The 26092-nt window shown below is 42.1% G+C and carries 23 protein-coding genes; 1 reads left to right on the plus strand and 22 read right to left on the minus strand.

Going from position 1 to position 26092, the window contains the following annotated elements:
* Positions 1-181: 181 nt before the first annotated feature.
* From AAEY99_RS16595 to AAEY99_RS16610, 4 genes are all read right to left on the minus strand, one after another.
* Entirely contained in the window at positions 182-481 is a 300-nt protein-coding gene (locus AAEY99_RS16595) for a hypothetical protein (RefSeq protein ID WP_259397274.1), read from the minus strand.
* Between the two features lie 123 nt (positions 482-604).
* Positions 605-892, minus strand: coding sequence for an immunity protein Imm33 domain-containing protein (locus AAEY99_RS21820; RefSeq protein WP_502959508.1), 288 nt, complete (start codon positions 890-892; stop codon positions 605-607).
* A gap of 33 nt (positions 893-925) precedes the next feature.
* Positions 926-2085 (minus strand): IS3 family transposase gene (locus tag AAEY99_RS16605; RefSeq protein ID WP_502959507.1). Its coding sequence is split into 2 segments (ribosomal slippage): positions 926-1812 and positions 1812-2085, totalling 1161 coding nucleotides; the frame shifts between segments, so codons are not numbered across the junction.
* Positions 2086-2171: 86 nt separating this feature from the next.
* On the minus strand, positions 2172-2726 hold the full coding sequence (locus AAEY99_RS16610; RefSeq protein ID WP_351011258.1) for a hypothetical protein: 555 nt from the start codon (positions 2724-2726) through the stop codon (positions 2172-2174).
* 608 nt (positions 2727-3334) lie between these two features.
* Here AAEY99_RS16610 and AAEY99_RS16615 point away from each other — a divergent pair.
* Entirely contained in the window at positions 3335-3673 is a 339-nt protein-coding gene (locus AAEY99_RS16615; protein ID WP_351011300.1) for a cytosolic protein, read from the plus strand.
* A 680-nt stretch (positions 3674-4353) separates the two neighbouring features.
* Here AAEY99_RS16615 and AAEY99_RS16620 read toward each other — a convergent pair.
* The 18 genes from AAEY99_RS16620 to AAEY99_RS16705 all read right to left on the minus strand — a co-directional run bounded on the left by AAEY99_RS16620 (position 4354) and on the right by AAEY99_RS16705 (position 25927).
* Positions 4354-5124, minus strand: coding sequence for an SGNH/GDSL hydrolase family protein (locus AAEY99_RS16620; protein WP_351011259.1), 771 nt, complete (start codon positions 5122-5124; stop codon positions 4354-4356).
* A gap of 102 nt (positions 5125-5226) precedes the next feature.
* Positions 5227-6135, minus strand: coding sequence for a haloalkane dehalogenase (locus AAEY99_RS16625; RefSeq protein ID WP_351011261.1), 909 nt, complete (start codon positions 6133-6135; stop codon positions 5227-5229).
* A gap of 142 nt (positions 6136-6277) precedes the next feature.
* Entirely contained in the window at positions 6278-7450 is a 1173-nt protein-coding gene (locus tag AAEY99_RS16630) for a vWA domain-containing protein (RefSeq protein ID WP_351011263.1), read from the minus strand.
* Positions 7451-7456: 6 nt separating this feature from the next.
* Positions 7457-8290 carry an AAA family ATPase gene (locus tag AAEY99_RS16635; RefSeq protein ID WP_101087184.1) on the minus strand — a complete coding sequence of 278 codons (834 nt, stop codon included), beginning with the start codon at positions 8288-8290 and terminating at the stop codon, positions 7457-7459.
* A gap of 74 nt (positions 8291-8364) precedes the next feature.
* Positions 8365-10479, minus strand: coding sequence for a molybdopterin-dependent oxidoreductase (locus AAEY99_RS16640; RefSeq protein WP_351011264.1), 2115 nt, complete (start codon positions 10477-10479; stop codon positions 8365-8367).
* Positions 10480-10703: 224 nt separating this feature from the next.
* On the minus strand, positions 10704-11702 hold the full coding sequence (locus tag AAEY99_RS16645; protein WP_351011266.1) for an NADP-dependent oxidoreductase: 999 nt from the start codon (positions 11700-11702) through the stop codon (positions 10704-10706).
* An 84-nt stretch (positions 11703-11786) separates the two neighbouring features.
* Positions 11787-12851: a patatin-like phospholipase family protein gene (locus AAEY99_RS16650; protein WP_351011267.1), complete on the minus strand. Its 1065-nt coding sequence runs from the start codon at positions 12849-12851 to the stop codon at positions 11787-11789.
* Positions 12852-12905: 54 nt separating this feature from the next.
* Positions 12906-14576 carry an AMP-binding protein gene (locus AAEY99_RS16655; protein WP_101087180.1) on the minus strand — a complete coding sequence of 557 codons (1671 nt, stop codon included), beginning with the start codon at positions 14574-14576 and terminating at the stop codon, positions 12906-12908.
* A gap of 89 nt (positions 14577-14665) precedes the next feature.
* The gene (locus tag AAEY99_RS16660; protein WP_101087179.1) at positions 14666-15847 is read right to left on the minus strand and encodes an acetyl-CoA C-acyltransferase; all 1182 of its coding nucleotides are present in this window, start codon (positions 15845-15847) and stop codon (positions 14666-14668) included.
* A 121-nt stretch (positions 15848-15968) separates the two neighbouring features.
* Positions 15969-16889: an SDR family NAD(P)-dependent oxidoreductase gene (locus AAEY99_RS16665; RefSeq protein WP_350978449.1), complete on the minus strand. Its 921-nt coding sequence runs from the start codon at positions 16887-16889 to the stop codon at positions 15969-15971.
* 74 nt (positions 16890-16963) lie between these two features.
* Positions 16964-17425 (minus strand): MaoC family dehydratase, encoded by a 462-nt coding sequence (locus tag AAEY99_RS16670; protein ID WP_351011269.1) that lies wholly within the window; start codon positions 17423-17425, stop codon positions 16964-16966.
* Positions 17426-17810: 385 nt separating this feature from the next.
* Positions 17811-19616: an acyl-CoA dehydrogenase gene (locus tag AAEY99_RS16675; protein ID WP_351011271.1), complete on the minus strand. Its 1806-nt coding sequence runs from the start codon at positions 19614-19616 to the stop codon at positions 17811-17813.
* A 103-nt stretch (positions 19617-19719) separates the two neighbouring features.
* Positions 19720-20481, minus strand: coding sequence for an SDR family NAD(P)-dependent oxidoreductase (locus AAEY99_RS16680; RefSeq protein ID WP_351011273.1), 762 nt, complete (start codon positions 20479-20481; stop codon positions 19720-19722).
* A gap of 168 nt (positions 20482-20649) precedes the next feature.
* Complete coding sequence (locus AAEY99_RS16685) at positions 20650-21684, minus strand: phosphotransferase family protein (RefSeq protein WP_351011274.1); 1035 nt, start codon at positions 21682-21684, stop codon at positions 20650-20652.
* Positions 21685-21882: 198 nt separating this feature from the next.
* Positions 21883-23094: an acyl-CoA dehydrogenase family protein gene (locus tag AAEY99_RS16690; protein ID WP_351011276.1), complete on the minus strand. Its 1212-nt coding sequence runs from the start codon at positions 23092-23094 to the stop codon at positions 21883-21885.
* Between the two features lie 90 nt (positions 23095-23184).
* Positions 23185-24309 carry an NADH:flavin oxidoreductase gene (locus AAEY99_RS16695; protein ID WP_192114953.1) on the minus strand — a complete coding sequence of 375 codons (1125 nt, stop codon included), beginning with the start codon at positions 24307-24309 and terminating at the stop codon, positions 23185-23187.
* A 58-nt stretch (positions 24310-24367) separates the two neighbouring features.
* Complete coding sequence (locus tag AAEY99_RS16700; protein ID WP_192114954.1) at positions 24368-25138, minus strand: SDR family oxidoreductase; 771 nt, start codon at positions 25136-25138, stop codon at positions 24368-24370.
* Between the two features lie 54 nt (positions 25139-25192).
* Complete coding sequence (locus AAEY99_RS16705; protein ID WP_351011278.1) at positions 25193-25927, minus strand: histidine phosphatase family protein; 735 nt, start codon at positions 25925-25927, stop codon at positions 25193-25195.
* Between the last annotated feature and the right edge of the window lie 165 nt (positions 25928-26092).

Here is a 26092-nt window from a genome sequence, read left to right on the forward strand (position 1 = left end):
TCTCATAGTTTGTGACATTACTTGTAGGTGTGGAATTGCAGGCTGACAGTAGCAAAGCTAAGACGGTTGCCAATATTGTTTTTCTATCCATGAGCTCGAAGCCCTCCTTTAAAGCTAACGCTTTAAATATGGGCCGCGTGCTGTTTGCGCGTCCCGGCCCAGCTTGCTGGGCGAACATAATTTACTTGTTAGTACGATATGCTGCACCAACGCCTAATGGGTCTATTTCAATCTGAGACGTAAACCTTACGTCTGCTATTTTAACTACACCGTGCTTTACAAACTGGGCTACTATTTCGAAAGCTTCAGAAGCTTTCGCTTCAGTGACATTGATTGAACTTTGATATATCACAACGATGTCGGATTGAATGGTATCTTCAAAGAGTTTACTAAACTTCATCTCGTCCAGTTCTTCACTATCATTAAAAACCCGCACCCAATTACCACAAGGCCCTATTCTGCCGTGTGATAGTTTGTGCATGAGTGTGATAATTTCTCGATTCGTCATTTATCGTACTAACGCCTGCATTTACGGCAGTTTTGTAACGAGGAACGAGCGTAAAAACTGTCCAAGCCACGAAGTGGCTGATGCAACATGCACTTGTTACATGTTGGTGAGCGATGAGTCATGCCATACATCCTCATAATCATCAGCTATTAAAAATCTATACCCTGGGGGTAATGCTAAATATTGTTCTATTTCTGGTAAGTATTCTTTTATATGGCTCACGTGTAGCGGTTTGAAAAATTCAGTTTCTTGGCTCATTTCTTCACCGCACCAAATATACCAACCGCACGTTCCATTCTCTGATTTATGACGTAATCCATTAATTGGGAGTTTGCCTAGCGTCTCGATAGCAAGCCCAAGCTTCTCTGCTTCAGAAGAAGGTATAAAGTGTAATGGTCAAGTATTTCTGGAGAGATTTTAAGCCGCTTTTTTTAACTCATTATATTTTTGATGTGGCGTCTTATAATCTATTGCTGAATGTCTGCGTTTGTAATTGTAGAACTGGATATATTGCTCAACCACACTGACTACAGAACTGTGATTGATAAAGGCTAAATGGTTCAATCTTTCAGTCTTTAAACTCCTAAAGAATCGTTCCATCACGGCATTATCCCAACAATTTCCTCTACGACTCATACTTTGTTCAATGCCTAAGTGCTTTAGCTTTTCTCTGAACACGTTAGCAGAGTACTGGCAACCCTGGTCTGAGTGAAACATCAACTCCTGTGTATTTGGCCTCTGACGTTGTATCGCGTTATTTAATGCCGCTGTCGCTAACGCGGCATTGGGTTGGCTTGATAAGGCATACCCAACGATTTCTTTCGTTCCTAAATCAAGTACGCAGGCTAAATAACTCCATCCTTGGTGTGATTTTATGTAGGTAATGTCACCCACCCAATGAGTGTTATAAGTCGTAGGGTTAAACTGCCGTTTAAGCAAATTGGGTGCGTAAACATGTTCGTCACCAGTGTTAGGATAGTAATGCTTTTTCTTTGGCCTAATCGCTTTTAATCCCAAATTTTTCATTACTGTAGCAATGGCGTAAACCCCGACTTTACACTCTAAATCTAATAAGTCTGCATGTATTCGACGTTTGCCATACGTCGCATTTGAATCAGAGAAGGCTTGCTCTACAAATTGTATCAGAGTCTGTTTTTCAACGCTTTGTGGTATCGGTTTGTAATAAAAACTACTGCAACTGATCTCGAATACGCGGCACAACTCACTCATTCTAAAGCCTGGGTTTGCTTTCTTTACTTCGCGCATCATTTTAAGTTTTGATTGTCTCGAATGAAGAAAGCTGCAGCCTTTTTTAAGATATCATTATCCCTCATTGCTTGTTTTAGTTGGGCTTCTAGCAGTTGAATTCTTCGTTGTTCTTCAGTTAATGCTTTGGCATTTTCTGGTGTTTTACCGGCTAATTCAGCTTGGTACTGCACTTTCCATCGAGACACCGCAGATTTACCCGCACCTGACATATCTTCAATTTGCTTGTTCGTGTAACCCTGTTCGACCATCAGCTTGGCATATTCTAATTTTTGAAGAGAGCTGACAGTGATTTTCGTTTTTCTAATCATGATAAATACCTTTAAGATTTTGCTTATTTTAAGCTATAAATCTCTACAGTTTCATTAGACCATTACAAGTCCTGTTGAATTGCTTGTTAGCATACCTGAGCACGATCATAGATTGCTTCATCGATTTGCTCTGAAAAGGAACAATCCGAGATATATAATGCATAAGGAAACATTGAACTTGCAACAATAAACGGCATGCCTGATTTTTTAGTGATTTCAATTCCTGCATGCAAGGTAGCTTGATTATTTGCATTAGAAGGTATTTCTGAAGCTAACCCCTCACTTTGTACCATTGCACCTAAAGTTTCACCAACCATTTTAGATTTAACTTCTGCATTGGCAGCAACAGTCCATTCTGATTTACTCAATATATTTACACCTAACTCAGGTGAAAAATCTGAACCATCTAATTCAATTTCAGGAGATACAGATAAATTTTGTTCTGAAACGGTTATAGGGAAAACTTCAAACCAATGTGCTACATACTCTTCCTTTATTCGAATAGTTACTGTCTTTCCATTTATTAATATAAATGACACTACCGATGGATATAAGCCACTCTTGTATATTTTTATCTTTTCGATACCGAGGCTCAAAGATAGCAATAATTTTTTTTCTTCTTTGCTGATTTCAAAGTGCATGCTGAACCTTTGGGTATGCTAACAGCTTATTGAAGGGCAAAAAAAATTAAAGTCGCCCTTTTAAGTTATTGATTAATATCATCCTACATTTACTATCTTCTTGATGTAAAGCAGTTTTATTTAACGCCACTGACAAATAAAAGCGAGGTAGCGCGTTAAAAGTGGACTCAATATTCAACAGGAAATAAAAACACTTTTATTTCAATGTATTACAAAATATACAAATTATTTATCGTACTACTTTAGTTTACTTATTAGCCGATTTAACTTAAAAAACACTAAAAAACCATTACAACTGTTTTTGTATACAGTACACACAACATAAAGGTGGGAAATATGGCTTACACAGGATACTTATCCGATATTTATAAGCCAGATACTGATGAAGTGTTAAGCAGTACGATCCCCATCGAAAATTATGGACTTTTTAGTATTTTTCGTCTGGGATGATGTGGCCACAAGTTCATATTTTAAACAAACTTTGGGGCAAAGACGTGTTTCAAGGTGGCCTAGTGAATGACCGTAAATTGCACAGAATTACTAAATCTCTACTATGTTCTGCCCCTGATAATGTTAAAATCTCCGCATCAGAATTACCGAGAAACTCAATGTTTATCCATCATGTTAACGGCATCGACTGGCTAGTGATCACAGCTTTTGAAGAACTGAAAACTATGTTTATCGAAGAAGCAGGTACGATACCCTCTTGCTTCTCTACCGCCAGCGAATTGAACCTGGTTGATCAGGCAAAGCGAACTTATAGATATTTGCCTACTCTCAGCGGCGTAATCACCGATATCGGTATATATCAAAGACAGGGTAACGAAGAAGATTTGGACCCACAGCTTGCCTTCTTAGTTGAAGGGCATGGTCGGGTATTTATCTATCACGGCGGCTTTGTAGCTTTTGTGGATGACGAGCAAACCTTTATTACCCGAATAGACTGAAAATTATTCAGTAAGTTGAAATTGACGAATTGGCATCCCTAGCAAGGAATGGGGCATAAATTAGTCAGCCGGCCATAATTTAAAATGGACGGGTTTAACTATGAACTTGAGGACGTTGAAGACTCTTTATACAAGAATGCGTGATGCTCACATGGCCTTTCTCGCACATCTGACCGATAAGGATATTGGAAATGTCATTAGGATGTAGGGAACATCATTGACCATGTGCTACAAGGCATTCAGGCATCCTGCCTATCAGATGTGAGCTTAGCTTTCGCGGTACAGGTCGTTCTTTGGCATCTGACCCATATGGATATGGGGAATGTCATTATGATGTCGGGAACATCATTGACCTTGCCATCACGACATTCGTGAATCCATTCACATCAGATTCCCATCGGAAGCGTTAGCATTTTCACTCTTTATTACAAGATGGACCGAAGCAGGATTCAAACGAGGCCAAAAGGTTGATTAGCTTCCCTCGCGACCTTTTCGCAGCTGTTGTTTTGTAAATAGAGAAAATGTTGCGGGGCGGCTGGGCCCATTCTTTTATAAAGAGTAAAGAGGGAACAGCCGTTGGTTTCCTCTTGGTCTGGTGTGGGTGAAGCGCCACGACGTTAGTGGCCGCAGGCCATATATCCGACTCATAATAGGCAGCAACACATGAGAAAATACCTATTTTATTCAATAGCTGCAGATTTAATACCACCAACTATTTTTTCTACCACTAACTTTGCCCATGCATTATAAATCGGTGCACCTGGGTGAAACCCATCGGTAGCCATCACTTGGCGCATAAACTCCAGCATAGTGATGTCAGGTTGTGGGTTTTCCAGTGGCAATTTAATTAATCTGAAATCTGTCGGTTGGTCGACTTGTTGATTTAATTTAATAAGTAATCGCTGTAATTGGCGATTAAATTGATTTGCTCGCTGGCCTAAACTCCAACGAAGTGGATGTGGCAATGCAGGAAATAGCCCCAAAGGCGGTAACGCTGTGACCAATATCAATTTGGGCCTGTATCGCTTTGTAATCAGTTCAAATAACGTTTTTTGTTGCAGCAACCACTTCTCGCAACTGATTGATGAGGTAATGTCATTCACCCCTAACGATGTCACGATGACATCATAATGCGTTTGCCCGAGTATGGGATGTGCGTTATCAATATGCTGTTGTAAGGCTTGTAAGGTGGTATATGTAGTCGAGCCTGTTTTAGCAAATAAGCCATAACTAAACTCAAGTTGAGGACTTAATTGCTCAATAACCTGCCCTAACAAAGCATGCTGTTGAAATGCCACTCCAACGCCAGCCGCCGCTGAGTCGCCCAGAATAAGCAAACTCAACGTAGGATTGGGCCCAGTTTGCCCGACACGCTCGCCCTCGGGTTCCGGTAATCTTGGCGTAGTGCGGCGAACCTTAAGCCCCTGAAACACCAACAACGGGGCTAACATGAGTGACACTCCTTGATACAGCATGGTTATCCTTTATTCACTATTAAACGAATCCTAATATTGTCACTCAGCACGGCTTAATCATTAATGTTGAATAGACCCTTAACGATTATCAGCAATAAAGTTGACTACAACGTCGGCCAATACTTCGCCCTTGTCCTCTTGCAAAAAGTGCCCTGCAGCGACGATAGTGGTGTGCTTTTGCCCTTTTGTTCCTGGAATGAGTTTTTGCATCAAGGCATCGCCACCCGCAGTAATCGGATCTGAATCGCTAAACGCGGTTAAAAAAGGCTTTTGCCATTGGCACAATACTTTCCACGCGGCGCGGTTTTTATCTGCAGCAGGATCGTCAGGCGTTATTGGCACTAATAATGGGAATTGACGCGCGCCCTCTTTGTAGCGCTCATCTGGAAACGGCGCATCGTACGCAGCAATAACCTCAGCACGTAAAGTCGATACACAAGCGCTGTTAATTAAGTTGCCCGTTGGGAATATCTCAACGTCTTGTGAGAACTGACGCCATTTTTTAAATGCTTCACCTGGCTCATGGTCACCAGTGGGTAACATGGTGTTGGCACAAACAACCCGTGCAAATCGCTCGCTTTCTTCGGCGGCTAAACGTAAACCGATTAATCCGCCCCAATCCTGACAAACCAAGGTAATGTTAGTGAGATTAAGTTGCAGCATCAGTGATTTAATCCAATCGACATGACGTTGATAAGTATAATCGTTACGGTTTGTCGGTTTATCTGAGCGACCAAAACCAATAAGATCAGGAGCAATAACACGATGACCGGCTTTAACAAGAATGGGGATCATTTTGCGGTACAAAAAGCTCCAGGTCGGCTCACCATGTAATAATAATATTGGTGCGGCATCCTTAGGGCCTTCATCAAGATAATGGACTCTCAGTTCACCACCCTCAGTGTCATCAACGGTTAAGTAATTCGCAGTAAAATGGTAATCAGGTAAATTGGCGAAACAACTGTCGTCGGTGCGTAAAAAATCCATATTAATTCCCTTCCTTATTGTGTTTTCTATCAATATTGTCTGAGTAATGTAACCTCGCGCTAAATAAGCCACATTGCTGACTGTCACTGAACCTTGAATGTTGACGTAACGGCGTCAGTTCATTGCATGCAACGAACTGACATTAACTCAGATCCTTAATCGCCCGTCCTATTCCATCAACCGTTAATGGATACATTTTATTGTTCAGCAACTGTTGAATAATGGAAATAGAATGATGTATTGGCCAGCGATTTTCCGGTTGTGGATTAAGCCATGCCACTTTATTGAAATGCCCCAGCAATCGATTCATGTATTCAATGCCGGGCTTTTCATTCCAATGTTCAACACTGCCGCCTTTAGCGATAATCTCGTAAGGCCCCATGGTCGCATCACCGACAAAAATGACTTTATAATCGGCACCAAATGTTCTGATGATCTCTTCTAAATTAATCACTTTATCAAAGCGGCGGTTATTATCTTGCCAGAGATTTTCGTACACACAGTTATGAAAATAAAAGAATTTTAAATGCTTAAACTCACTGTGCGCCGCAGAAAAAAGCTCTTCACATGTATGAATATAATCATCCATCGAACCGCCAATATCGAAAAACATCAACACTTTAACGGCATTGTGACGTTCCGGTTCCATGTGAACATCTAACATTCCGCCGTTCTTGGCGGTTGAACTGATAGTGGTATTAATATCGAGTTTTTCACTGGCCCCAGTGCGGGCAAATTTTCTGAGTTTTTTAAGTGCCAATTTAATATTTCGAGTACCCAGTTCACGGTCTTGGTCGAAGTTTTTAAACTCGCGCTTATCCCACACTTTCACGGCACTGTTATTACGGTTTTTATCTTGGCCGACTCTAATCCCTTCAGGGTTATAGCCATAAGCACCAAACGGAGATGTGCCGCCTGTACCAACCCATTTATTGCCGCCCGCATGACGTTTTTTCTGTTCTTCTAGACGTTCTTTTAACGCCTTCATTAATTCTTCAAGCCCGCCTAAAGATTTAAGCTTGTCTTTTTCTTCTTGAGAAAGGTGCTTTTCAAACTCCTTTCTTAGCCAATCTTCGGGCAAAATTTTATCAAATACATCAATACTTTCGATGCCTTTAAAATACTCAGCAAAGGCGTTATCGTACTTGTCGTAGTGGATTTCATCTTTAACCATGACAATTTTGGCAAGGTTATAAAACTCTTCCACATCGGCAAACACCACCCCAGCTTTTAGTAACGCAATCAAATCTAATAGCTCACGTAAGCTACAAGGCACTTTGTGCTTTTTTAGGATCAGAAAAAAATCAATAAACACGATGCACTACCTGTTTCTACGGCTCATAAAAGCAAGCTTTTCAATCAATGAAACGTCTTGTTCATTTTTAAGCAATGCGCCAAACAAAGGAATGATGTCTGATTGTTTATTCAGCAAAGTGCTTTGAGAAATATCATCCGATATTAATAACTTAAGCCAATCGATCAATTCAGATGTTGAGGGTTTTTTCTTAATACCGTTGACGTCTCGTAAATCGAAAAACACCTCTAATGCTTGCTGTAACAAGTCTTGCTTAACATTAGGATGATGCACGTCGATAATTTTTGCCATTTCATCTTTGGTGGGAAATTTAATGTAATGGAAAAAGCACCGTCTTAAAAACGCATCTGGTAGCTCTTTTTCGTTGTTAGAGGTAATGATGATAATGGGACGTTGTTTAGCTTTGATAACCTGTTGAGTTTCGTACACATAAAACTCCATTTTATCGAGTTCTTGTAGCAAGTCGTTAGGAAACTCTATGTCCGCTTTATCAATTTCATCAATCAGTAATATCGGTCTTTGTTCTTCTTCAAACGCATGCCATAGCTTACCTTTAACGATGTAGTTACCGATGTCATGTACACGCGCATCACCTAACTGACTGTCACGTAGACGGGACACAGCATCATATTCGTATAAACCTTGTTGCGCCTTGGTGGTCGACTTAATGTGCCATTGATACAGTTTACAATTAAGAGAACGAGCAAGTTCTTCTGCTAACTGGGTTTTACCCGTGCCCGGTTCGCCCTTAATTAATAACGGTTTTTCTAAAGCAATAGCGGCATTTACCGCTAAAGTAAGCTCGTTTGAGGCAATGTAGTTCTGTGTACTTTTAAACATGGTCAACCTTTTCATTTATGTCATTTTGCCGTAGCAAAGCTTTTTCATGTATTTGTTTGGGCATATATCTGGCTTTAAGCCACGTTAATGGCAACCGGCGTGCCATTGAATGCTGCATTTCCTGTTAGCATATCAACTCTAGCGGCATCCGTTAAATCATTAATGCTCACGCCTGGCTGCGCAGATGCCACTGACATGTTAGTGCCTTGCTGATTATGGCCCCACCCTTGCGGCATACTCACAACACCTTGTTGAATATCGTCAGTAATAACAACTTCGATTTCAATTTGGCCAACGGCTGAACGAACAGACACGATTTGCCCCAGTGTTATCCCAAGCTGTTTAGCATCTTCAGAATGCACTTCTAAAGTGCAAGGATTTTTACCTTTAGTTAAGCGCTCGGAGTTTTGTGTCCAGGTGTTATGACTTTTCACTAAACGACGACCGATTAAATCAAATGGATAAGCCTTGTCGCGTGCAGTTGGTGTCATCATCGCGTCTAAACGTGGTAAGTCACCAAGGTACACTTGTGGGAATAAATTAACCTTACCGTCTGCGGTTTTAATGCGTTGTTCAATACAGGGCATTAACGGGCCAAGGTCGATACCATGCGGATTGTCTATTAACTTTTGCAAGCTGATGCCTTGTTCACCATACGGACCATTTTTGAGTTCCATGTCCAGTATCATCTCTGGGGTGACTTTTTGCATTGGGTCATCGGCAGGCAGGTTTAGCATTCTGGCTGAAATCTCTTTTAGAATTTGCCAATCGCTGCGTTGTTCTGGCAGTTTTTCAAATAATGGTGCTGAGTATTTCACCGTGTTTCGCACCGAAAATGAATTAAAGAAAATATCAAAGTGGGAGTTCTCGACTCCTGTAGTGCCCGGTAAAATAATGTCTGCGTATTTGGTAGTTTCATTTAAATAGATATCTACCGACACCATGTATACAAGCCCAGCAAAGGCTTGTGCCAATTTATGACCACTGGGCGCTGACAATACAGGATTGCCCGCGACGGTAATGAGGCTTTTAATCTGCCCTTCACCCTCGGTTTGTATTTCTTCTGCTAAGGTTGCCACCGGGAATTCGCCATTAAAGAATGGCAATTGACGAACACGAGTGTGATGCTGACCAAATGAGCTTTTATGGCCTCGTTTATGATTACGTAATAAATCAAACGCAGGTTGTGGAAACATGGCCCCACCGGCACGGTCAAAGTTGCCAGTAATAATATTGAGTACATTGGTGAGCCATAAACATAAGCCACCGAACGTTTGAGTCGAGGCGCCCATGCGGCTATAACAGACCGCAGATTCGGCCGCCGTCATGTCATCTGCAAGCGTACGAATACTAGCGGCATCAATACCGACAAACTCTGCTACCGCTTCTGGCGAATAGCCTTTGGCAAGCTTAGCTACATCGTCCAATCCTTCAACCATGTTCTCTAAATGGCGTAAATTGACCTTATCATTGGCAAACACACAGTGAATTAATGCCAGTAACAACAGGGCATCTTTTTCAGGTCGAATAAATAGGTGCTGGTCAGCAATGTTAGCGGTGCGGGTTTTGCGCGGATCGACTACAACAATTTTGCCGCCACGCTTTTGAATCGCTTTCATTCGCCCAATGACGTTTGGCGCGGTCATCATGCTGCCGTTCGATACCACCGGATTCGCGCCAATGATCAACATAAAGTCAGTTCTATCAATATCCGGTACCGGAATTAGCATACCTGCACCAAACATAAAGTTAGACGCTACATGATGGGGTAATTGATCAGCCGAAGCTGAGCTAAAGCGATTGACCGTACCTAGTGACTTCATAAAAGGTTTAAGCACTAATGCATTGCCTAAGCTATGGGCGTTAGGGTTACCTAAATAAACTGCTAATGCATTTTTGCCATGTTGCTGTTGAATACTTTTGAACTTAGCGGTGATTTCACTAAATGCGTCATCCCAACTAATGGCTTGCCAACCTGAATCGGTACGTTTGATTGGGGTTTTTAAGCGATCTTTATCCGTATAAAAATCTTCCAGCGCCAATGCTTTAGGGCAGTTGTAACCTTGGCTGAATGGATCCAGCTGATCGCCTTTGATCGACAAAATTTGTTTGTCTTGATATTTTATTTCCAAGCCACACATGGCTTCACAAATATTGCAATTTCTATAATGGGTTTTTATGTCGCTCATATATATCGCCTGACTTGGAAAATGAATGTGAATGTAACTGAACTGCCAACGTTAACTCACCTAATAACTCACCTAATAACTCAGCTAATAACACACCTAATAACGCACCTAATAACACAATGCTGACGGTGCTATTAGGTTTATTTGGCGAGGTTATGTGGTGGCTAAGCTCCGTTATGCCCCATTAATAACTAAGGCTTATCGATTGCTGATAGCCATAACACTTACAGTTTGACGATTAACTTGCCTTTGTTTTTACCAGTAAAAAACAAATTCAATCCAGTCATTGCAGACTCAAGTCCATTTAATACGTGGGCACGATGCTTAATTTGCCCTTTCATCACATAAGGGGTTAATTTTTCGAGCAATGCGGGCACATCACCGAAATGATCTGGCATAGTGAAACCTTGGATAATCAAGCGCTTTTTAATCACTTGGATCCAATTAGGGCCTAAATCAGGTACCTCTTTCGGGTAGTCCGCAATCATGCCGCACACCACAATACGCCCATGGGCATTCATTCTGGCAAACACATGATGCTGAATTGGGCCGCCAGTATTTTCAAAATACACATCAACGCCATCAGGTGTTAACTCGGCAAGCTTTGCTGCAATATCATCGGTTTTGTAATTAACTGCGCCGTCAAAACCAAGCTCATTTACGATCCAATCTGCTTTTTCGTCACTGCCGACAACGCCAATCACTCTTAGTCCGTCTGCTTTAGCAAGCTGCCCCACAATAGAGCCAACAGAACCTGCCGCGCCAGAAACCACAATAGTTTCACCTTTTTGTGGTTTACCTACGTTGAAAAGTCCTTGGGTTGCAGTTAAGCCAGGCAAGGCGAATACCGATAAAATAGCTTCGTCTGGTAATGGCGCGGTGACTTTATTTAACCCTGCACCGTTACTTAAAAAGTATTCTTGCCAGCCCATCATGCCCATTACACGGTCGCCCATGTTAAAATCTGGGTGATTGCTTTCAACAATCTCACCAATGCCAGAACTGCGCATCACATCACCTAACTCAACTGGTGGAATATAGCTTTCGGTGTCTGCGCTCATCCAACCAAACATGGCAGGATCCAGTGACATATGATTCTGTTTTACCAAAAATTGCCCTTGTGCCACTTTCGGCATGTCTTTTTGGACCACTTCGAATAATTCAGGACCGACTGGGCCACCGGTTGGACGGGCGATTAAGTTAATTGCTTTGTATGTGGTCATGTTCAAATCCTTTTTTAATGAGTTAACGTCAACATAGTAATGACGCGTTTTTAATTGATATCCAAAAATGAAATCTTATTGCCGTTAAGCCAGTAACTGCTCAATACTTTTAATGCTGTGAATATTTTGCTGTTGATAAAAATGCTTAAAATGCTCGGCTAGCGTTTCACTTTCCACAAACACCTGCTGCCAATACTCTAAGCGCTGCGTCGGTTTCATTTCGACAAAATCACTACGGTCGGGGATTTTGCTAAACGGCAGTGATGCGACAAATTCAGCGGATGGACACAGGAGCACAGTTTTGTCGTAGTGTTGTAAACGCACTTTGCGAGACAGGTTTTTATCAAACCAACCCGGCTTTAATGTCGAGCTGAAATGTGGATACAGAGTTAAGCCTTCATTTTGAATATTAAAATCAAAATGATAGTCAATAATTCCGCCATCGCGATACATACCTTGAGGGCAATCTGCAATGTCTTTTATGCCTTGCATCACCATAGGAATCGAGCCAGACGCTAATAGCGATGCTTTGATATTACGCTGGCTTAATGCCATAGATGTTGTGGCGATATTGTCAGGATCATAAATCGCCAAATCGCTTTGACCATGTTGAAAGATGTAGCGTTCGTACTGACTGTTAAGCAGAGGTCTGCTGATGGAATTTCTGACAAAACTGTTCAATAAGCCAGCCCCTTGCAGCAGTTTATTTTCTGACGCAACCAGCCCTTTGCATTTAGCCACAATAAAATGGGCTTTAAAGACTTTGTTATTGATAATCTCATCTGCACCGCTGTCACCAAATAACTCATCGAGTAATTCAACTGCTTTAGCTGTAATTTCATCCGGTTGCGGTTTAGTGTCATTAGAATAAACGGTTTCACTGTAATTTTTGGCTAAGCGTTCTATCGCCGCGACAGGGTTATTTTGGGCAAAGCACGCGGCGCGAAAAGCGCCGGCACTTGAACCAATAAGGTTTAAAGGTTGTTGTCTGCCTTTAAAGAATTCCCCAAAAAGGTATTTGTCTAACCCCAGCAAGGTGAACCATTTAGGCCCACCACTGGCACCAAGGAAAGAACTGAATAAATCTGGAGAAAAACCCTGTTGTTGTATCGATTTTAAAGCCGTTTCACCAGCGTATATTTCTAACATATGACTCTTATTATTGGACTGTCGCAATACATGCTGACAGCAGCTCTTGTTATTTTACGCTTGTGACTGATTACGAAGATCTTTACGCAATACTTTACCGACATTGCTTTTAGGCAATTCATTCATAAACTCAATGATTTTAGGGCGTTTATAGTTAGTGAGCATTTTATTGCAGTGATCAAAAATATCTTGTTCTGTTAATGTTGGGTCCTTACGCACAATGTACACTTTGACGCGCTCGCCAGTAATGTCGCAAGACACGCCCACAGCGGCAGCTTCCAATACCCCTTCGTGCGACACAATTACTTCTTCAATTTCGTTAGGGAACACGTTAAAACCAGACACGTTAATCATGTCTTTTTTGCGATCCACAATCTTAAAGAAACCATTCTCGTCCATGGTGGCAATGTCACCGGTGGCTAGCCAACCATCGATTAACACTTCGTCAGTGGCTTTTTGGCGATTGTAATATCCCTTCATCACTTGTGGGCCTTTAACCCACATCTCACCTGGTTCACCTAATGCCACATCTTCACCATCTGCACCGACTAAACGAATATCGGTTGATGATGCCGGTAAACCAATCGAGCCATTATAGCTTTTTTGGTTATAAGGGCTCATTGTCACTAAAGGTGCACATTCCGTTAAACCATAGCCTTCAAGTAAACGGCTTTTAGTGACTCGCTCCCAATGTTCTGCAACTGGTCGCTGAACTGACATTCCGCCACCAAAGCCCATCTTTAATGCACTGAAATCGAGTTGATCAAATCCTGGAGTATTCAATAATCCGTTAAACAAGGTGTTTACACCTGTAATCACAGTAAAGCGATATTTAGCCAGTTCTTTGACAAAGCCGGCCATGTCTCTTGGATTGGTGATTAATAAGTTGGTGCCGCCAAAAGGTAAAAAGGCTAAGCAATTAGAAGTTAACGCGTAGATATGATAAAGCGGTAATGCGGTAATAATCAGCTCTTTACCAATTTCATAGACGTTTTTGGTAACCGCATTTGACTGTTCAAGGTTAGCAACCATATTACGATGAGTTAGCATGGCGCCTTTTGATGGACCTGTAGTGCCGCCAGTATATTGCAAAAAGGCTAAGTCAGAACCGATAACGTCAACTGGTATAAAGGTTTTTTTACTGCCTTTTGCCATGGCGTCATTAAATTTAACCGCATTGGGTAAATCGAACGCTGGCACCAATTTCTTCACGTGCTTAATAGCGCCGTTGACTAATGCGCCTTTAATAAGACCTAATCGGTCACCCACCCCAGTGGTGATAACATGTTTAACATCGGTTTTATCAATGACGGCCTGTAATACATGAGCAAAGTTTTCTAAAATTAATATGCCTTTCGTGCCTGAGTCTTTTAATTGATGTTCTAACTCACGGGCGGTATAGAGTGGATTGACATTCACTACGGTTAATCCCGCAATAAGTGCACCAAATAATGCGATCGGATATTGCAGTGTATTGGGGATCATGATGGCAAACTTATCGCCTTTCACTAAACCTAAGTCTTGCTGTAAATAGGTTGCAAAGTCAGTTGCTTGCTGGGCAAGCTGCGTATAAGTAATGCTAACATCCATGTTGATAAATGCCGTATTCGTGGCATATAACTTGGTATATTTTAAAAACAAATCTGCCAATGAGTTGTATTTATCTGGATCGATTTCAAACTCAACCCCAGGCGGATAACTCTTTTCTAACCAAATCCTTTCCATAATACTATCCCCAATTATTACAAAATTATCAGCAGCCTACATTACCGGCTGCTGTGATTATTATTGTTATTTTTAACCTACACCCAGCTTTACAACACTTCAAATAAACCTGCAGCACCTTGACCGCCACCAATACACATGCTGATCACGACGTATTTAACACCACGACGTTTACCTTCAATTAACGCGTGCATCACCATACGAGTACCGCTCATGCCATAAGGATGACCAATAGAAATTGCGCCCCCGTCGACGTTTAAACGATCATATGGAATGCCCAATTTTTCTGCACAGTAAATGACCTGAACCGCAAACGCTTCATTGATTTCCCACAAACCAATGTCATCAATATTCAAACTATGACGTTCAAGCAACTTAGGAATGGCAAAAATTGGACCTATGCCCATTTCATCTGGCTCACAACCTACAACCACCATGCCTCGGTAAACACCTAACGGCTTAAGACCGCGTTGCTCAGCGAGTTCTCGTTCCATTACCACAACAGCGGCAGCACCGTCAGACAGTTGCGATGCGTTACCGCCAGTAATTGAGCCGTTATCTTTTACCGCTTTTAAACCCGCTAAGCCTTCAATATTGGTTGAAGGACGATTACCTTCATCTTGAGTTAAGGTGACTTGTTCTTTAGTGATATCACTGCTGGCTTTATCCATCACCAATTTTGTACACGTAACAGGCACAATTTCGTCATCAAATTTACCTGCAGCTTGTGCATCAGCAGTGCGTTGTTGCGAGATTAATGCATAAGCATCTTGTGCTTCACGCGAGATGCCATAACGATTAGCAACCACTTCGGCGGTATCAAGCATCGGCATATAAATCGCTGGACGATAAGCTTTAACACTTGGGTCGACCGCTCGGTGCATGTTCATTTTATCGTTTTGAACCAAGCTGATTGAGTCACAACCGCCAGCAACTACCACGTTGGCGCCATCACAAACAATATAATTGGCAGCGATAGCAATAGACATTAACCCTGATGAACATTGACGGTCGACAGTCATACCTGGCACAGACACAGGCAGTTTTGCCGCCATTGCCACTTGACGACCAAAGTTCATCCCTTGGTTACCTTGAGTTAGTGCAGCACCAAAAATACAATCTTCAATTTCATTTGGGTCAATACCCGCACGCTCAACGGCTGCATTAACAGCAACTGCAGCTAATGTTGGAGCAGATAAATCATTAAACGCACCGCGGTACGCCTTACCAATGGGGGTTCTCGCTACAGATACAATGACGGCTTCTCTCATAATAATTCCTTGTTTATATGTCTTCTAAGACATGTATTTAATCAGGTTTTGAGGTTGAGCTAAGTATTAGTCATAATCACAAGAACAGTTAACGAAACAGCTCAACCTACATTAGAATCATTTACTGTTGCTGCGATTTCATAAATGCCATCGCCTTGATCACAAACTTCTCGCCTTGTTGAGCACCAGATTTCAACGCTTTTTGATTATCTTGCGCAGTGAGTTTCTCCCAGTTGTCACGCACCGTTTCTGGGGTTTGTGATGCTTTAGGGATAAAACAACCTTCTGTTTCAAAGATACTGGCACTTGAATAACCACCCGCTCCGGCACATAAAATAAAGCGGTTTGGCGCGTGTTCATCACACAAGGTCAACATCCCCGCAGTTACCGCTTCTGGCGCGAAGGCTTTAACGATTTCTTCAGGCATTAAATCTTCAGTCATACGCGTCCCCGCAGTGGGAGCTAGCGCATTGATGTGGATATTATTTTTTGCACCTTCAAGCACTAAGGTATTCATTAACCCAAGCACGGCCATTTTGGCTGCACCATAATTAGACTGACCAAAATTACCGTACATGCCGCTTGACGATGTGGTCATCACAATACGACCATAATTTTGCTGCTTCATGATTTCCCACACTGCTTTGGTGCAGTTAACCGAGCCCATCACGTGGACATCCATGACTAACTTAAAGTCATCTAAGGTCATTTTAGAAAACGACTTATCGCGCAAAATTCCAGCATTATTGATTAAAATATCAACGCGGCCCCACTTGTCCATGGTTTGTTGCACCATGTCTTGCACTTCCTCAAAATTAGCGACGTTTGCACCATGACTAATGGCTTCACCGCCCATTTCTTCGATTAAACGAACCACATCTTGCGATGCTGAAGAAGATGCGCCGCTTCCATCACGTGCGCCACCTAAATCATTTACCACCACTTTAGCACCACGTCTGGCGAGTTCCAACGCATGAGAGCGACCTAAACCATTACCGGCACCTGTGACTATGGCTACTTGTCCTGCAAAACTGATCGTCATAATGTTTCCTTAACGCTTTTTTTGATTTTTTATTGTTGTTTTGTGTTCATGTGAAGGTGACAAATGATAGAAATCTACTTGACCATTTGCACAGAAATCCACTCAGCCACTAATGCTGGGGTATCAACACCTTCAATTTCAATGGTCACTTCGGTTGATAAACGGAACTGCCCTGGTTTCTTTTCTTCAATCGAAAGAGTTTTAGCGTGTGCTCTAATGCGACTGTTCACGGTAACCGGCTGTAAAAATCTCACTTTATCGAAACCGGCATTCAAGCCCATATAAAAACCGTCAATGATGACGCTAAATTCTTCAGCAAAATGTGACAGCATGGAAAGTGACAGGAAGCCATGGGCAATGGTCGAGCCAAAAGGCGTCGCTTTGGCTTTTTCTTCATCTACGTGAATAAACTGATGATCCAGTGTGCAATCCGCAAACTGATTAATCTGATTTTGAGTTATTTGATACCAGCTTGTTGGCTCGGCTTGGAAGCCAATATAGTTTGTGATGTCGTTACGATTGATGACTGTCGGCATTGTTCCCTTTCCTCTTGTACGTTCAGGTACTGTCCATGAATGAAATTTAAGCGATATCTCATGCTAGTTGGGGTGGACACATTAAACAAATGAATAGTTTTGATACCAAGACATTCGCAATATGAATAGTCTAGCGTGTTGAAAGGAAGTAATACGTCAGGGAGATTATAACAAAAACGCATTACCCAATTAATGAGTAATGCGTTAATAATAAAGGATTTATACTAGCTAGAATTGAGAAATTACCTCGCGAATCAAAATCCAACTATAGGCAAAGTCTGACTGGTAATACTCATCTAGGGAATCGACCTACCTATAAATAACTCAGCTCAGTCAGTGATAACCTATGATGACTATGACCAACTTGTACATCATTCAATTTAGGTTAAAACCAGTCGGCTTGCATGTCAAAACTGGTACTGTCAGTACTCATCAACAGAGATGACCACACCGCAATTTTGGGTAATTCAAAGCGATAGAAATACTGCGATGCCTGTAACTTACCTTTATAGAAAAACTCATCTGCTTGATGCGGTTGCTGTGCTAAGGCTTTGGTAGCAACCATACTTTGCTTAAGCCATAACCACGCAATAATCACATGGCCAAACAACTCTAAGTACTTAACTGAGTTGGCTAAGGCTAAATCGATATTCTTCGTCGCCATGCCGTTGAGTACCGCTTCAGTTGTCAGCGTTAATGTCTCTACCGCTTCGCTTAGCTTCTGGGTATATTCGCTCAAGCTGTCGTATTGTTTGGCTTGCTCAATGGTTTGGACAATTTCATGCAGGGTAGCTTTATAACCCTGCATCTTATTCATCGGCACTTTACGGGTAATCAAATCTAACGATTGTATTCCCGTGGTGCCTTCATGAATCGGATTTAAACGGTTATCACGATAGAACATCTCAACTGGATGCTCATTGATGTAACCATGCCCGCCCATAACTTGAATAGCATAAGAGTTAGCTTTAGGGCCATATTCAGATGGCCAGGTTTTAATGATTGGGGTTAAAAAATCTAACAAGGTATGGGCATGCTCACGTTGTTCAACGGTGTCTGCAGTACGCTCATCATCACTTAATTGAGTCCCATACAACACTAACGCCATTGCCCCTTCGGCATAAGCTTTTTGTGCTAATAACATGCGTTTTACATCAGCATGTTCAATGATGTTGACCATTGGGGATTGCGGGTCTTTACACGAGGGTAGTCGACCCTGCGGACGGTTTTTAGCGTAATCGACTGAATATTGATAACCGGCCACAGCCAATACCGCACCACTGGTACCCACCATAATGCGAGCTTCATTCATCATGTGGAACATGTACTTTAAACCGCAATGTTCTTCACCGACTAAATAACCAATTGAACCATTTTTCTCACCAAAACTCAGTGCAGTAGACGTTTGCGCGCGGCCACCCATTTTATGAAATAGCCCAGCGAGAGCCACTTCATTGTCTTCACCGACGGAACCATCTTGATTAAGCAAAAACTTAGGTACCACAAATAACGAAATACCTTTAACACCTTTTGGTGCGCCTTGAATTCGTGCTAACACCAAATGAACGATATTCTCGCTTAAATCATGGTCGCCGCCTGAGATATAAATTTTATTGCCAGTAATGCGATAAGTACCGTCGTCCGATTTTACCGCTTTGGTAATCAAGTCGCCTAACGCTGAGCCACTGCCCGGTTCCGTCATGGCCATGGTGCCCATAAAACGGCCTTCACGCATGGGTTTAACCCAAGTGTTAATCAGTTCTTGACTGCCATGTGCTTGCAACAAGTTGGCGTTGGCTGTGGTTAACATGTTGTAACCCATACCCACACCGCCAGCCACACTCAAAAATGAGGCTGCTGCACTGGCGATAATCGGCGGTAATTGCATACCACCCAAATCATAATCAGCTGTTGCAGCACCAATACCAGACTCATTAACCGCATCTATCGCGGTTTTAAGCTCTGGGATGATATGCACTTTTTTACCATCAAATGTTGGTTGATGAGTATCAAGTTTTTGACGGATAGGAAGAAAGTATTTTTCTGCGATCGCTTTAGCCGTGGTGACGACTTCATTGAAGGTCTGGCGATCGTGATCTTGATAACGCGCTCGGCTCGTTAACGCTTCACTGTCAAACAGTTCGTAAAGCATAAATTCAAGATCGCGTTCATTCATTAACGTTGCAGGCATAATAGTCTCTTCTTATCTTGTTACTGAGCAGATGTCATGACATCTGCTCACAATGTATTGTTAAATGGATAGTGACAAATATTTGCTGACTGCCCACTGAGGCTTAAAACGCTGACACGCCGCCATCAACCGCAATGCATTGTCCTGTCATATAGGTGTTGGCGGGTGATAACATCATTAACATCACCGCGACGATTTCTTTTGGCTCACCTAAACGATTCATTGGCGCGCCACGGGCCATTTTCTTTTGCTTTTCTTCGTCAGCAAAGTTGGTCACCATCGGCGTTAGGGTAAAGAATGGGCATATTGCATTAATACGAATATTCTCGCGGCCGTATTCAACTGCACCCGTCTTGGTTAAACCAATAACAGCATGTTTTGCCATAGAATAAGCACTGCCTCGAGCAGCGCCACCTAAACCGGCCATTGAACTGACATTGAGAATGGCGCCCTCGCCTTGTTTAAGCATTTGTTGTATTTGATGACGCATGCCAAATTGCACACCTTTGACGTTGACAGCAAATTGGCGGTCCATAATGGACTCATCAATGTGATGCAGCGGCATAAACTCGTGCGCGATACCGGCATTATTGACGCCAATATCCACTCGACCAAAATATTCAATCGCGGTATCGACCATCGCTTTACAAGATTCATTTTTGGACACATCGCATTTCATTGCGACCACTTCAGCACCGGTCGCGGCAATAGCATCTGCCACTTGATGCACGCCAGCTTCGTTAATGTCACTGATGACTAACTTAGCGCCACGTTTGGCTAACTCTTCGGCCAATAATTTACCAAAACCTTGTGCTGCGCCCGTAATAACGGCGACTTTGCCCGTAAAGTCTAATAATGGATCCATGCGAGTAACTCCTGTAATTGATGGTCTTATTGTTATATTGAGTGTCTGTTTATCAATTTTTTATCATTTGTTTTTAGCTGAAATCTTAAGTATTAAGTATTAAGTATTAAAGATTAAAATGAGTGTTAACGTCGCGTTATCACGGTAGATGTCGTTGATAGAACGCTATTATTTCTCTTGTGCGACAACCTGCAACGCCATTTGTGCAAGCGGTTCAACGAACGATCCTACTTTATTAGCATGTTCATTTGATGCATTGCCTTCTGCAGCGCGTTTTGCCACTCCTTGGGCAATTGCCGCTAAACGGAAGAAACTAAACGCAAGATAAAACACCCATTTTTCAATCCGTTCAATGCCCATGCGGTGGCAATATAAATCGACATATTCTTGTTCAGTCGGAATGCCTAAGCTGCCACGGTCGACGTCTTTTAAACCATCAATACTGCCCATTCCTGCTGGCATACGTAATTGCATGCATTGATAAGCAAGGTCGGCATATGGATGACCTAATGTCGATAATTCCCAGTCGAGCAACGCAATAACCTGTGGTTTATCTTTGGCAAACATCATGTTGTCTAATCTAAAGTCGCCATGGACTAAACACACACGGCCATCATCTTCGGGTAAATTATCTTCAAGCCACTGACTTAGCTGGTCCATCGCGGGTATTTTTTTAAGCTCGGTCAACCGATACTGTGATGTCCAGCGAGTTAATTGACGCTCAAAATAATTTCCTGCTTTACCATAATCAGTTAAGCCAACCGCATTCACATCAACACTGTGCAATGCAGCTAATACTCGGTTCATTTCGTTATACATGGCTGAGCGGCGCTCATTGGTGCCAATCTCAGCTAACGATGCGCTCCAATAAACGGTGCCATCGCAATATTCCATTAAGTAAAACATCGAACCGATAACAGAGATGTCTTCACACAGATGGAATACTTTTGCGACCGGAACTTCGCTGTCTTTTAATGCATTAAGAACCCGATATTCGCGATCTACCGCATGAGCAGACTTTAATAACTTGCCTGAAGGTTGACGGCGTAATACATACACACCCGATTTTGCGGTGACTTTAAATGTTGGATTAGACTGACCGCCGGCAAACTTTTCTAAGGTAATCGGGCCTTCAAAACCCTCAACTTGATTTTCTAAGTAAGCAGTCAGCTGTTGATTATTAATTGATAATACTTGGGGCATTTAGCAATACTCTTGTTGTTATTCTTAGTCATTAGATTGCAGTCATTGGATCGCAGTCATTAAAATTAGTCAGCTTGAATCAGTGTTTACGATCCAATTTTATGACTCAATGATTGCCATCTGATTGGTGACACGGCATTCAGATTGAAACGCAGTAATGCGTTTCAATCTGTTGCTCAATGTCTGCAACGTATCGAATTACTCTGCAATCTTTTTCACTAAATCACGGCCTAACTGCATCATATGCACTTGGTCTGGACCATCGGCTAAACGCAAAGTACGTTGTCCAGCCCATGCGTGTGCTAAGAAGGTGTCTTGACTCACACCCACAGCACCATGGCATTGAATAGCACGGTCAATCACATCAAGTGACATATTCGGCGCGACAATTTTGATCATGGCAATCAGTTCTTTGGCGGCTTTATTGCCGTCGGTATCCATTTTTTGCGCCGCTTTTAAGGTCATTAAGCGGGCTTGTTCAATCTGGCAGGCAGATTTAGCAATGTCTTCACGAACCGACTGTTGCTTGATCATCGGTTGACCAAACACAATACGTTCACCAACGCGTTTACACATTAAATCTAATGCGCGCTGAGCGATACCAACTGAACGCATGCAGTGATGAATACGTCCAGGGCCAAGGCGGCCTTGGGCAATTTCAAAACCTTTACCTTCAGCAACAATAATATTTTCAACCGGTACGCGGACATTGGTAAACGTCACTTCGCCGTGACCTTCGGGAGCGTCGTTATAACCAAACACTTTCATTGGCCGCACTAACGTCACGCCCGGGGTGTTCATTGGCACAAGCACTTGTGATTGTTGAATGTAACGATTGCTGTTGGTTGGGTCTGTTTTGCCCATCACAATCATAATTTCGCATTGCTTACGACACGCGCCACTGATGTAAAACTTGCGGCCATTAATGACATACTCGTCACCATCACGTTCAATGCTTAACTCAATATTAGTCGCATCACTTGAGGCAACTTCTGGTTCTGTCATCGCAAATGCGGATCGAATTTTGCCTTCCAGCAATGGCTCTAGCCATTGTTTTTTCTGGGCTTCATTACCGTATTTAGCCAATACTTCCATGTTGCCGGTATCGGGTGCCGCACAGTTAAACACTTCTGACGCCCACATCACTTTGCCCATAATTTCAGCCAGTGGTGCATATTCTAAATTGGTCAATCCTGCACTGTATTTGCCGTACGCCACAGGCAGAAATAAATTCCACAATCCTTGTGCTTTCGCTTTGGCTTTTAATTCTTCCATTAACGGAGGCGTTGACCAAGGATCAAGCTCTACCTGTCGGTGCATTTCTTCTTCAACCGGAAACACGTTCAAATCCATAAAATCGGTTACACGTTTGATTAATGCTTGAACTTTTTCACTGTATTCAAAATTCATGTTCTACCCTTCTATTGGTCATTACGGTGTAATAGCAGTGCTAGAGTGAGGCTTAATATTTCAATTAAGACTCAAGCAGATCAGCAAACGTTAACTGAGTGACGTTAATGATTTTTTGTTAAACGGTTTAATCTCCGCGATGGCTTTGTGTTTAATTTTATTGACCCACTGCGGATCGACTAACAAGGCTCGGCCAACTGCGACTAAATCAAATTCGTCATTATTTAAACGCACTAATAACTCATCAATGCCAGTTGGATTAGACGTGCCAGATAAATCGGCATTGCCTTCACCAATAAAGTCAGCGTCTAACCCTACATTGCCAACGGTAATGACGGGCTTATTAGTGAGCTTTTTGGTCCAACCTGCTAAGTTAAGATCTGAACCTTCAAACTCGGGTACCCAGAATCGGCGTGTACTGGCATGAAAAATATCGACGCCAGCATCGCTTAGCAAACCTAAAAAGGTGGCTAACTCTTCAGGGGTTTGACACAGTTTTGCACTGTAATCTTGTTGTTTCCACTGTGAAAAGCGGAAGATAATCGTAAACTCCTCACCCACTGCGGCGCGAATGGCTTTAACAATTTCAACGCCAAAGCGAGTTCGATTTTCTAACGAACCACCGTATTGGTCATCACGTTGGTTAGTGCCTTCCCAAAAGAACTGATCCACTAAGTAACCGTGCGCGCCGTGTACTTCAATGGCATCAAAGCCAATGTTTTTGGCATCTAATGCGGCTTGTGCAAAAGAGGCAACCACTTCATTAATATCATCCTGGGTCATTGCGACGCCGTTTTTAGCACCGGGTTTATATAAACCTGATGGGCTATAGGCTGGTGCTTCTTTATCTGGTCCAATTCCAGGTTTTCTTACTGAACCCACATGCCAAAGCTGTGGAGCAATTTTGCCACCTGCGGCGTGCACTTCATCCACTACGTGTTTCCAGCCTGCTAATGCTGCTTCGCCAAAAATTGCAGGTACATTTTCATAACCGTTGGCCGCTTTATGAGAAATAAAGGTGCCTTCGGTGATAATTAATCCCACGTCACCCTCAGCACGTCTGCGGTAATATGCTGCAACATCTTTATTAGGAACATAGTTTGGTGAAAACGCACGTGTCATTGGTGCCATAACGGTTTTGTTTTTGAGTGACAGCGATTTAGTGTTAAATGATTCAAATAACTTATCGATGCTGGTATTTTTGTCACTGTTCATGTGGATGTCCTAGCGTGTTATAGTTTTTTATCTATTTTTTCTTATACTAATCAATCTATTACCCAATCAGATAACCGCCGTCGACATTGATGGCGGTACCTGTGGTGTAACTTGATGCGTTAGATGCGAGATACAACACAGTGCCGGCCATTTCATCTGGCTGAGCCACACGCTTCATAGGCACGTGGTGCATCATTTGTTTCAAAATGGCTGGGTTATCAACTAACGCAGAAGCAAACTTGGTATCTGTTCCGCCGGGTAATAGAGCATTCACGCGGATATTGAATTGGGCACATTCTTTAGCGAATGCTTGTGTCATTGAAATAACAGCCGCTTTAGTAATAGAGTAAATACCTTGGAAATCTCCTGGGATAACACCATTAACAGACGCCACGTTAATGATTGAACCACCGCCACTGTCTTTCATTAATTTTGCGCCTTTAGTCGACATAAAGAAGTAACCACGAATGTTAACGTCGACGGTTTTTTGAAAGGCGATTAAGTCTGTATCAATAATGTGACCAAAATATGGGTTAGCCGCAGCGTTATTGACCAGAATATCTAGTTTGCCATGTTGCTCTGTAATGGCTGCAAAAATAGCATCAATTTGATCCATGTCGCCAATGTGACACGCGATGGCTTGTGCACTGCCGCCGGCTTTAACAATCTCATCAACCACTATCTGGCAAGCTTCAATTTTTCGACTTGATACAATCACATGAGCACCGTACTGAGCTAATAGTTTGGCAACACTTTCGCCAATACCACGACTTGCACCAGTCACTAAGGCAACCTTCCCTGTTAAATCAAACAAATTGACATTGTTCATGTTTTTTCCTTTATATTTTTGATTAATGGTTCAAAGCGCTAAAGAGCCTCGTGATTACCTAAAGGTTACCCAGTCGTCGCCAGCCTGCTCTAAGTGACTGTAGTTATTAAAATAATCAACACTCAACATGTTTTCAGAAAATAACAGTTTAGTGACACCTGTATTTCTAGCCTGCTGATTCAAGGCTAATGTTTGCTGATCGTTTAATTGTAAAATGTGTTGCACGATTGTTGAAATAGTCCCTCCTGAAGTAAACACTAAAATGTCTTTTGATTTTTTTGTGTTATTTCCAGCGGTAGTAATCTCACGCTTTTTTGCTAATTCTTGTTCAATAATATTGTGCAGAGCCCGAATACAACGCGCTTTAAATTGTGGCCAACTCTCTTTGTATTCATGATCTTTATCACCAGCAATCCAACGACTGAGTGCTTGAGAAAATTCTTTTTGTAGCGTTTTATTCGGTTCATTACGTTGACTAATTTCTAGACTCATTTCTGCAAAGTTTTGCCACTGGTCATTGTACTTTTTTAAAATATCTACATGGTCAAATTCATTAAAGCCAGAATGGATAATCATGGGTGTTGATTCACCTTGGTATCCTTTTACAAAGCTGGTTAACGTTTGGCCATGACGCAATAAATCACCACTATAAAACTTGCTGGGGATAGCCCTAGCGCGCCAGTACTGACCTAATATTGTCGCTTGCTGGCTACCTTTATCTGACAGTTGATCGTAATCAGTGCTTCCAAAAGATGCCTGCCCGTGTCGAATCAAATAAATTGCTGCCATATTAGGTCTCTAACTGATTAAAATGATGGTTCAATACAAAAGTAAAAAATTAACTCACTGTTTAACTCATTGTTTAGATTGTCGTTAATCTAGGTTTAACAACCTTGAAAGCAATATTGAATTATTTTCGAATATCTGTAGTAGATGTTAATAATGAATACTTTT

This window comes from Shewanella sp. S1-58-MNA-CIBAN-0166, from assembly GCF_040310085.1.
Taxonomy (GTDB): Bacteria; Pseudomonadota; Gammaproteobacteria; order Enterobacterales; family Shewanellaceae; genus Shewanella.